Genomic DNA, 9691 nt, shown 5'->3' with positions numbered 1-9691 from the left:
GCCCCCGTCACCGTAAGTAAAAATCTCTGTTTTGGAGCTAATGTTGCAGATGTCCCCTGACTTTACAATTAGATAAATTTTATAATACTAACAAATAATACTATTTTGTGCAGAGGTTAGAGTACGCGCTAGAAATTAAAAAAACTCTTCAGCGAAGCAATTTTAATGTCTCAGAATACTGCAGAAGCGGTACTTTCAATATCGTAGCCAGAAAAGGCTCATTGCTACTCTTTATAAAGCTTCTTCTAAATATTGGTGCAATAAGATACGAGATTGCTAAAGAGCTGAAAATGGTAAGTAAATTCTTGAAAGGAGTACCTATAACGATTTGTAAAAGGAGTGGTACGAGCAAAATAGAAAACGGTGCTGTATATTTAAGGCACTACATACCAATAATTTCTGAGAGAACATTTGAAGAGCTTGTAATTGATAATATGCCATATGTCTATGCAATGCCGGGCGGGTTTTATGCACGTATCGATTTTGAAAAAATGAAGAAGATAAGACGGCTACGAAAAATATCTTTAGGGGAGATTGCTAGAGCTGTAGGGGTATCGAGAAAAGCAGTACAGCTATATGAGCAAGGCATGAAGCCTGAGATAGAGACCGCTTTGAGACTGGAAAGTTTCATTGGGAAATCTATTCTATTGCCTATAGATATTTCTTCTTATACCCAGTCTGAGGAGCGCTTTGAAACCGATTTAGAGAAGCTAGAATTTTTTGAAAGAATAGTTTTTAATAGATTGAGCAAATTGGGCTACGAAGTCTTGCCTACTTCCAAGAGCCCTTTTAACGGGCTGACTAAAAACAAAAAAGAAACTTTTATTACATATATCAGCGAAAACGAAAAATTGCTGGTTAAAAAAATACGTGTTATAGCGAGTATTTCAAATGTAATAAAGCGCATGTGCGTGTTCTTCGTTAAAAATTCTGACTTGAAAAATTTTTCTGGTATACCTATTATAACTTGGAAAGATTTAAAGGCGACAAGTCCCAAAGCCGTCAGGGAAATTATTTTAGAGCGCGCTAAAAAATGGATTTAAATTACAAGGAATTAAACGTTAGTAATAAGAAAATATTTTTAGTAGGAGTAATTGAACCTATTTCCACAGAAGCAGAAAGGGCGGCGAGAATAATAGAGAGACTTTCGCCCGAGCTTGTTGCCTTGCAAATTTCGCAAGAAGAGCTAGAGCGTTTGAAAAGCGCTGGGCTAGAAAACGAAAAATTCTATTTGAGTTTTGAGCAGGATATTTACGCACGAAAATTAGCTCGTTATAGTGAAGTGATTGTACCGTGGCCGTATCTAGAAAAAGTCATAAGTTTATGCAGTAGCAAAGCCCTGCCTCTAGAGGCAATAGATTTTAATGAAGAAGATTATGCAACTGAGTTTGTAAAAGCAATTTCTCCTATTACTTTGGCAAGGTATAGTTTAAGACTTAGAAGACTTAAGAGAAAGCGCTTTAAAGCTAAAACCCCTGAGGAGTTCGTCTACGAATGGGATAAAGCGCTCACTAAACTAAGAGGTTATAAAGAATTAGCACTGAAGCGCGAAGAGTATATTGCAACAAAAATAATTGCACTTTTAGACCGTGCAACGAAAATCTTAGCTTTTGTAGAGCTCCAGCGAATTGATGGTATTGAGCAAAAGCTCAGACTACTTCTATCTTCTCGTCAGGAGCGCCTTGAATAACATCCTCTTTCGCAATCTCGCCAGTAATGCCATCGATTATTGCAGTACCAAGCTTGCCCTTTGCATGCCAGAAAGGAATATACCAAATACCAATAGGAGTTAGCGATATTGTATCATCGCTTGGAGCTACTTTACGCTTTTCGAAAATTATTGCTCTAGCCCTTTCATCTCTAACCTCAATTACCTTTGTATTGAGCTCAACGAGAGCTTGCCGAGCTAATTTGGAAGCACTACTTTCAGAAAGCTTCAAGGCACTTTTGACAGCATCGGGCTTCGGCTCAGTTAAAGTTTGCTCGTCAAGCTCTTTTAAAATTTTATAACTACCGTCAATCCCATTTATTCCTATAATGCCTTTAATTTCCTTTGTATCCAAACATCCTTCTTCAAATGTTTGGCATGTATATTTGTATACATAATAAGGCGAAAAATTCAGGGTTAAAGAGTTGAGACTTAGATGCTTTACTTCGAGCTCTGCATCCTCCCTGTCAAGCTTGCTTTTTAAAAAAATATGCCTGCTTTCAAGCTTTTCAAAGGAGCTATCACTACCTATAATAGCTTTGCCAAGCTCTTTCTCTAGCAACTCCTTATCCCATAAAATTATATCTAAAGATTTAACCTGCGCTTGGATTTCGCTGTCAAGTAAAACAAAGCATACAAGTATCTTCTTATCTGCTTTCGTATTAACTAAATCATAAAAACGAGTAATCTGTTTTTCATTCTCTACCCATGCTATTGCAACTCTGGTGTTTCCTTTTGTGGCTATTATTACATTATTTTCATCGCTAAGAGCGTAGCCTCGAAGCTCTAATATCTTTTCGATTATTTTCTTCGTTTCCATAAATTACCAAAAATTACATATCTCTAAAGTAATATTTAAACTTGCCCGCAGCCCTTTTCTTTTTCTTTAGAAGAAAAAGAAAAGCGACTGGCGGAAAAGAAAAAGAAGTAAGGGGCTGCTATGCAACCCCTTAAGAACACGAAGGTTGCTAACGTGACCTCTTTCGTAGATTGCCGTAAGGCAATCCTACGATTTCTAAAGGTATTCCTTCGGAATACCCTGTATTTCTCTTTCTTTTCACGAACGTTTTTTTCTCTCTTTGAAAAAGAGAAAGAAAAAGGCTCTGAGAGATCCTTTCCCGAAGGGGTTCGTCGGTTCGAATCCGGCCCCCCGCATTTCTAATCCCTACGAAAAAAAGCAGACAAAAAAAAATCACAAGCTTGAAAAAAAATCAAATGGCGGCAATTATCTTTATCACATCGCCATCATGCAGCTCGTAATCAGCGCCAACGACGCGCTTGACTCTTGCGTTGATCGCGCGAATAAACTTATCTCCAAGCTCTGTATGCACTTTATAAGCTAGCTCTCTAGCAGTAGAGCCTCTTTTCATTAAATAAGCATCTGGCAATACATTGCCATCTTTATCTGTAAGTTTATTCTCATCTTCTACAGGATATACTACAATATAGTCGAGCATTTTGAAAACAGCTTGCTCTATGCACTCTTGTACGCCGGATGTGCCGAACTTCTCTAATACTTTTTTAATAAATTCCAACCCCTTTCTTTGTCTGTCAGTAAGTTTTTCAGGCGCTGAGATTTTAATTTCACTGCTTCCAGGCTCGTAGTCTATAAGCTTTGATTCCGCAGCCCTTCTTAGCGCAAGCTCGCTCTCTGCACTAGCTGGAATTACTAAGCGATCGAGCTTTTTTAGCTTATCTAAATTACTGTCAGGCGCTATATCGCATTTATTAGCACAAATAATTATGGGCTTGCTTACTTTTTGCAAATGTTTTGCAAAATTAATTAAGTCGTTATCATTCCAATCTTTCAGCTTCTCAGAAGTTGGTGTGCTCTGAAGCGCTCTCTTTATATCATGCTCAGTTATTCCAAGCCCGGTAAGTCTTTTGCTAAGCACACTCTCAGGTTTTTCTTGAGCGCTTTCAGCCTCGCGAGCAAACTTTTTCCAATCTTTAGCTATAATTCCTTTAAGCCAATGAGCTATCTCCTCTTCTAAAAACAGCACATCGTCTAATGGATTGTGAGTGCCGACAGCGCATATATTGCCTTCAAAATCAGTAGCTCCAGCTGCATCTACTATATGTATTAAAGCATCGGCTTGCCTTAAATCATCTAGGAATTTATTGCCCAAGCCTCTTCCTTTATGAGCACCAGGCACTAAGCCAGCAACATCTATAATTTCTACAGGTATGTATCTAATATTATTTTTGCATTTAGAATTCTTGGGATTGCACTGCACATTAAAATCCGCGTGAGGGCATTTTGCTCTTACCCATGCAACGCCACGATTTGGCTTTATCGTAGTAAAAGGATAGCTTGCAATTTCCGCTTTTGCTAAACTGCAAGCTGAAAAGAAAGTAGACTTGCCGACGTTGGGCTTGCCAACAATGCCTATCAGCATAATTATACGAAATGTGTTTTTAAAGAATAAGGTTTTTGAAGCGCGAACTTTATTCTATATTGAAATGCCAAGAAGAAAATATGGACACATGGTGCATGAATTGCCTAAAATAACACCTGAAAAATGTAGGTTGTGCAGACTTAACTATCCTTGTCCAGTGCATAAAAACGTAAAAATAGATTATGAGAAGCGCGCTAGAGAGAAGAGGAAAAGATATTCTGGAAAGATTGGCAAGTACGCGAACTTTTAATACTACCTTTTCCTATACTAATTAAATCAAGTAAGCACTGAAAAAAATAGAATGTTTGAAGAAGAGTATCGCTTAGAATTCTTCAAGCACAACCGCTATGCGAGAAGAATATGCAAAAAATGCAAAACTCCTTTCTGGAGTATTGAAGAGCTCGCTACCTGCGGCGATACACCATGCTCAGAATACGGTTTTATTGGCAATAGCCCTGTAAAGAAGTGCTATGAAGTTAGTGAAATGCGTAATGAATTTTTAAAATTTTTCGAAGCTCTAAATCATAAAATAATAAAGCGCTATCCAGTAATTGCTCGCTGGCGAGAGGATGTTTTTCTAGTCAACGCCTCTATTTACAATTTCCAGCCTTTAGTTACTAGCGGATTAGTAAAACCTCCTGCAAACCCTCTCGTAATTTCGCAGCCTTGTATAAGACTTAACGATATTGATTTAGTAGGTAAGACAAGCAAGCATTTAACTACTTTTGAAATGTTGGGCCATCATGCGTTCAATACGAAGAAAGAGAAGATATACTGGAAAGAAGAAACTATTGGATATTGCAACGAGTTCCTCACTACCAAGCTCGGGGTAGCAATCCAAGATATTATTTACAAAGAGAAGCCATGGTTTGGAGGCGGTAACGCAGGCGCAGCTCTTGAGGTAGTAATTAAGGGTTTAGAAGTTGCAACTTTAGTATTCATGCAGTTCCAGCAAGACAGTAAAGGATCAATAGAGCTCGGCAACGAGCGCTACTCCCCAATGGCTACGAAAGTTGTGGATCCAGGTTATGGGTTAGAAAGAATGGTATGGCTTTCTAAAGCAACTCCCACAATCTACGAGGCTATCTACCCAGATTGCCTAGAATATTTGATTGGTTTGAGTGAGACTGATATTGCAGATTATCTCAGTAACGAGTATTTTAAGGGTTTACTTGTAGAATATTCTAAACTCAGCAGTTATATAGAGCTTGGTACGAAGCGAGAAATTGAGAATGTAAAGAAAAGCTTACTTCAGAAGTTATCTTTAGATGAAAAGTATTTTACAGCACTTGAAATTTTAACTTCAATTTACGCGCTTGCCGATAGTATTAAGTGCATTGCCTTTATGCTGGGAGATTGTATAGTACCTTCAAATGTACGTGCAGGCTATCTTGCAAGACTCGTAATAAGAAAAGCGCTAAGAACTATAGAAGAACTCAAAATAAAGGGAAGTTTAGCAGAGATTGTTGCTTGGGAACTAGAAAGATTAGTAGATTTTCCTGAACTAAAAGATAACATGGCTATCATTATGAAAATACTTGAGCTAGAGACCGGCAAATATCGTACAACTCTTGAAAAGGGTAAAAGCATTGTTAAAAGAGCGCTTGCAGAGGGTAAAAAGCTAGAGCCTTTAGTGCTTGTAGAATTTTACGATACTTATGGTATACATCCCACAGTTGTTCAGAAAGTGGCTGAAGAATCTAATATTAGTATAGAAGTGCCTGAAAGCTTTTACTCAATACTTGCAGAAAGGCACTTGAAGGTAGAGCAAAAAGGAGCGCCAAAAGAAGCTCTTCCTTTCGTCACAGAAGTATTATTTTACGAAGAGCCTGAGATTAAAGAGTTTGATGCTAAAGTGATTTACGTAAAGGATAACCATGTAATTTTGGATCGAACTGCATTCTATCCCGAGGCTGGTGGACAATCTTGCGATAAAGGTATAATTGTGAGTGAAAAAGGTAATGAGCTAAAAGTAATTCATGTAGAGAAATCAGGAAATGCTATTATCCACACAGTAGTAGGTAGTTTGGCGGTAGGTGAAAAAGTTCATTGCAAAATCAATTGGAGGCGTCGAGTGTCTCTTACAAGACATCATACCGCCACACATATTATACTTGGCGCTGCCAGAAAAATTTTAGGTCCTCATGTATGGCAAGAAGGAGCGCAGAAAACGCTAGATTTTGCAAGATTAGATATTTCGCATTTTGCAAGGATAACTAGCGAAGAGCTTAAGAAAATAGAGCTTGAAGCCAATCGCATAGTTGCTGAAAATATTAAAATTGATAAGAAATTCGTATCTAGAAACGAGGCTGAGCAGAAATACGGATTTAGATTATACCAAGGTGGTGTGCCGCCAGGCAATAAAATAAGAGTTGTGAAAATTAACGAGTTTGATGTACAGGCTTGCGCAGGAACGCATTGTAAAACAACAAACGAAGTAGGGTTGATAAAAATAACGCGACATGAAAGAATACAAGACGGTATTGAGAGGTTAGAATTTGTAGCTGGCGAAGCCACTTTAAAAGAGATTCAGAAAGCAGATAGTATTTTGAGAGAAGCCTCACTCAAGTTAAGAACAACTCCCTCAGAGCTATTGAGAACGATAGATAATTTTATAGAAGATTGGAAGTTGTTAAGAAAAGAAGTTGAAACTTTACGAGAATACAAAGCCAAAAGCGAGGTAAAGAAATTGGCTTTAAAGCCTGAAAGTGTAGGTAATATAAAGATAATTTCCGATATTTTGCCTTTAGATAGAGACGAGCTTTTTGTGCTCGCCGGGGAATTAATCAAGCACGATAACATAGTTACAATTTTAGGCAGCGATAAAGGAGAGGCTAATTTTGTGATAGCAAGGTCTATGAATTTAGATTTTATTGACTGCGCTGAGCTTGCAAAAGAATGCGCTAAGCTCTTAAATGGCAGTGGCGGCGGAAAAAAGGATTTCGCACAAGGTGGCGGAGCTAAAAAAGAAGCGCTTAAGCAAGCATTGGAAATGGCTAAAAAATCTACGAAAAGATTAGTCAGATAATTCTTTCATTTTTCTAATGAATATACTTTCATCAAACTCCTGCGCTCTCGCTCTACATTGATCTTTCATTCTTTCCAAATCTTTTTCACTTAAAGCTTTAATTTTATTTACAAAAGCCTCTGCTCTTGGAGGCAAAAGGAAGCCTGTTTCATTGTTTATTACTGTCTCTCTATAGCCTCCTTCATTCACTGCAAGTACTGCTTTGCCTGAAGCCATTGCTTCTATAGCGCTCATACCAAAATCTTCGTCTTCGGCTGTAGTAATAAAGCCTTTACACTGAGCGTAAAGTTTTATTAGCGCTTCTTCTTCAATCTCGCCGAGCAGCTCTACATTTTCAGGTATTTTTAAACTCTTCATATATTTTTCGGATTCGTCGCCTTTACTGTACCAGCCGACAATTTTGAGGCACTCATTGGGCAGGTTGCGAAATATCTCAAGCTGTAAATCTATTCTTTTATGTGGATATAATCTATTCACAGAAAGCCAAAAGTCTCCTAAATTCTCAAAGTAATATCTAGATGTTGGAACGGGTGGATACGCGATTTCTGAATCTCTTTTATAATACTTTTTTACCCTTTCTTGTACATTTCTACTATTTACAACAATTTTATCAACATGCTTCACTTGATATTGGTCAAACTTGCTATGCGCAAAACTCCAAAACTTGAATAACAATTTTTTAAATCCTTTCTGCTCCTCAAGATATTCCTCTCTTAAATCGTAAAAAGCTCTTACAGGAGTATGGCAGTAATAAAGATTGGGGTGATGGCGCAAAGAAGCGTACTTAGCCCAATTACCTGAAAGTATGAATAAATCGTAGTTATTCGAGAAATCGCATGTTAAGAATTTGAATGTTGCTAAGATCTGCTTTAACCCCTGGAAAGGTGGGTTTTTACCGAGCCCTATAACTTTTACATCTTTATACCCTAGTTTTTTGATTAGCTCCAAGTCAGTAGCGGTTGCTATTACATCTGCGCCTAGCGCTCTTGCAAGTATAAGTACTAGCCTTTCGCCGCCACCAAGCTTGTCGAAGTAATCGTGGAAAATTGCTATTCTTTTTTTCATACCTTAGCACACTCGTTTAGTAAGTTTTATCAGAGCTTTTTCTAAATTCTCACAACACAGTTCCCAACTGAAATTTTTTGAGACAAACTCAGAGCCTTTTTTACCAAACTCTTTTGCTAAACGAGGACTATCTTCTAAAAGAGCTATTGCTTCAGCAAGCTCTTTAGGATCTCGTCTAATCAAAATACCGCGGTCGTTATTCACGGTTTCAATTAAACCGCCTTCTTTAACAGCGATAACAGGGGTAGAGCAAGCCATAGATTCTATAGCTACGAGTCCGAAAGGCTCTCGCACAAAAGCGCATACAGTAGCGAGTGCACTGTTATACAACCCTACAAGTTCGCCGGTGCTCATTCCGCTCTTAATATCAACTTTGACATTTAACCTATTACCTAATTCTAAGAGGTATTGTCTATCAGTGCTACTACCACTTCCAACTATTATCAAGGCAGGTCTTTTACTTGGAGGTAGAAGTGCTAGCCCATTAATTACAAAATCATGCCCTTTAAAAAAGCAAAGAGGTCCTATGCTCAGGATGAAATTTTGTTTCTCAGATTGATTATCTTTGAACACCCCCGTATCTACACCTAAATACACTTTTAAAACAGGTTTTTTGTAAATTTTCTGTAGAAGGCTCTTACTATACTCAGAATTACCAACTATTATCTCAGCTTTCCTCCCACACCATAGGTCCATGTATTTTGTGATAAAATTTAAGAGTCTATCTAAAACTCTTTTCTCAATAATCTTACAAAGTCTTTCATCATCCGAGGTCAGTAGCTCCCCAAAACCACCTGGATCAAACTCATACACATGTCTTGGCGGCTCCTGACAGTAATAAAGCACAGGCTTGTTAAGTCCGGGTATAATCATTGCTGAATACCAATGACTAACAAGCACTACATCGTAATTTTCAAGATTGATTTTTTTAGAGATTTTTTTTATAGTGAAGAGGTACTGGAGTACGTATTTTAAAAAATAGAGTAGCTTTCTTTTGAGCACTTTTGCTCTTTCTTTCTTGAAATTATAGGAGAAGAATTTTATGCCATGGGCTACAAATTCATTCTTAAATTCTTGAGAGATATCGAAGGCATGCACTTCAGAGTTGTGACCTATTTTTGCAAGTCCTATCGCCATATTTTTGAATGCTAGTTCGGCACCACGCTCCTCAGTAAGGAAATTATGGAAGCACGCAATTTTCATGCACATACATCCTTTATCTTAGTAAGTAGAAATATATATTCCTGCTCACATAACATTCTAAAACTTAATTTTATAATAGTCCATAACTGCGTTAATTTTATAATAGCCCATAACTGCGCAAATTTTTGAATTTTAAATTTTTTAGAAAGAGTATAAGGGGCATTTTGAATTTGCGGATAGCCAACTTGATAGTAAATTCGCGTAGGATTAAAACCACACTTTTTAAAAAGCTTATACCAATATTTTATGGGATGTATTGCAACATGAGTTATATCTTTAGAGGCATTT

At 37.6% G+C, this 9691-nt stretch carries 9 protein-coding genes; 4 read left to right on the top strand and 5 right to left on the bottom strand.

The window, feature by feature from the left end; all coding sequences use genetic code 11:
- Positions 1 to 107: 107 nt before the first annotated feature.
- Together QMD21_06480 and QMD21_06475 are read left to right on the top strand one after the other, a co-directional pair.
- Positions 108 to 1043: a helix-turn-helix domain-containing protein gene (locus QMD21_06480; GenBank protein MDI6856407.1), complete on the top strand. Its 936-nt coding sequence runs from the start codon at positions 108 to 110 to the stop codon at positions 1041 to 1043.
- Positions 1034 to 1690, top strand: a complete 657-nt coding sequence (locus QMD21_06475) for a hypothetical protein (GenBank protein MDI6856406.1) — start codon at positions 1034 to 1036, stop codon at positions 1688 to 1690. The genes QMD21_06480 and QMD21_06475 overlap by 10 nt, the downstream gene beginning before the upstream one ends.
- Here QMD21_06475 and QMD21_06470 read toward each other — a convergent pair.
- Together QMD21_06470 and QMD21_06465 are read right to left on the bottom strand one after the other, a co-directional pair.
- A complete protein-coding gene (locus tag QMD21_06470; protein ID MDI6856405.1) occupies positions 1650 to 2528 on the bottom strand; it encodes a hypothetical protein in 879 nt (292 codons plus the stop codon). The genes QMD21_06475 and QMD21_06470 overlap by 41 nt on opposite strands.
- 391 nt (positions 2529 to 2919) lie before the next feature.
- Entirely contained in the window at positions 2920 to 4107 is a 1188-nt protein-coding gene (locus tag QMD21_06465) for a redox-regulated ATPase YchF (protein ID MDI6856404.1), read from the bottom strand.
- Between the two features lie 64 nt (positions 4108 to 4171).
- On the opposite strand from QMD21_06465, the gene QMD21_06460 reads away from it, so the two are divergent.
- Together QMD21_06460 and alaS are read left to right on the top strand one after the other, a co-directional pair.
- Complete coding sequence (locus QMD21_06460; protein ID MDI6856403.1) at positions 4172 to 4357, top strand: hypothetical protein; 186 nt, start codon at positions 4172 to 4174, stop codon at positions 4355 to 4357.
- Positions 4358 to 4408: 51 nt separating this feature from the next.
- On the top strand, positions 4409 to 7135 hold the full coding sequence (gene alaS / locus QMD21_06455; protein ID MDI6856402.1) for an alanine--tRNA ligase: 2727 nt from the start codon (positions 4409 to 4411) through the stop codon (positions 7133 to 7135).
- On the opposite strand, the gene QMD21_06450 is transcribed toward alaS, so the two are convergent.
- The 3 genes from QMD21_06450 to QMD21_06440 all read right to left on the bottom strand — a co-directional run.
- The gene (locus QMD21_06450; GenBank protein ID MDI6856401.1) at positions 7124 to 8200 is read right to left on the bottom strand and encodes a glycosyltransferase; all 1077 of its coding nucleotides are present in this window, start codon (positions 8198 to 8200) and stop codon (positions 7124 to 7126) included. The genes alaS and QMD21_06450 overlap by 12 nt on opposite strands.
- Before the next feature lie 3 nt (positions 8201 to 8203).
- A complete protein-coding gene (locus QMD21_06445) occupies positions 8204 to 9409 on the bottom strand; it encodes a glycosyltransferase family 4 protein (protein MDI6856400.1) in 1206 nt (401 codons plus the stop codon).
- On the bottom strand, positions 9400 to 9691 hold a 292-nt coding region (locus QMD21_06440; protein MDI6856399.1), incomplete at its 5' end, for a hypothetical protein. The genes QMD21_06440 and QMD21_06445, both read right to left, overlap by 10 nt.

Source organism: Candidatus Thermoplasmatota archaeon (assembly GCA_030018475.1).
Lineage (GTDB): Archaea > Thermoplasmatota > JASEFT01 > JASEFT01 > JASEFT01 > JASEFT01.
Note: the sequence above shows the minus strand (reverse complement) of the source record. Positions and strands in the feature narration are given on the sequence as shown.

Coding starts and splice junctions, on each gene's coding strand:
- QMD21_06460 (MDI6856403.1), top strand. CDS start 4,172: ATGCCAAGAAGAAAATATGGACACATGGTGCATGAATTGCCTAAAATA.
- QMD21_06475 (MDI6856406.1), top strand. CDS start 1,034: ATGGATTTAAATTACAAGGAATTAAACGTTAGTAATAAGAAAATATTT.
- QMD21_06470 (MDI6856405.1), bottom strand. CDS start 2,528: ATGGAAACGAAGAAAATAATCGAAAAGATATTAGAGCTTCGAGGCTAC.
- QMD21_06465 (MDI6856404.1), bottom strand. CDS start 4,107: ATGCTGATAGGCATTGTTGGCAAGCCCAACGTCGGCAAGTCTACTTTC.
- alaS (MDI6856402.1), top strand. CDS start 4,409: ATGTTTGAAGAAGAGTATCGCTTAGAATTCTTCAAGCACAACCGCTAT.
- QMD21_06450 (MDI6856401.1), bottom strand. CDS start 8,200: ATGAAAAAAAGAATAGCAATTTTCCACGATTACTTCGACAAGCTTGGT.
- QMD21_06445 (MDI6856400.1), bottom strand. CDS start 9,409: ATGTGCATGAAAATTGCGTGCTTCCATAATTTCCTTACTGAGGAGCGT.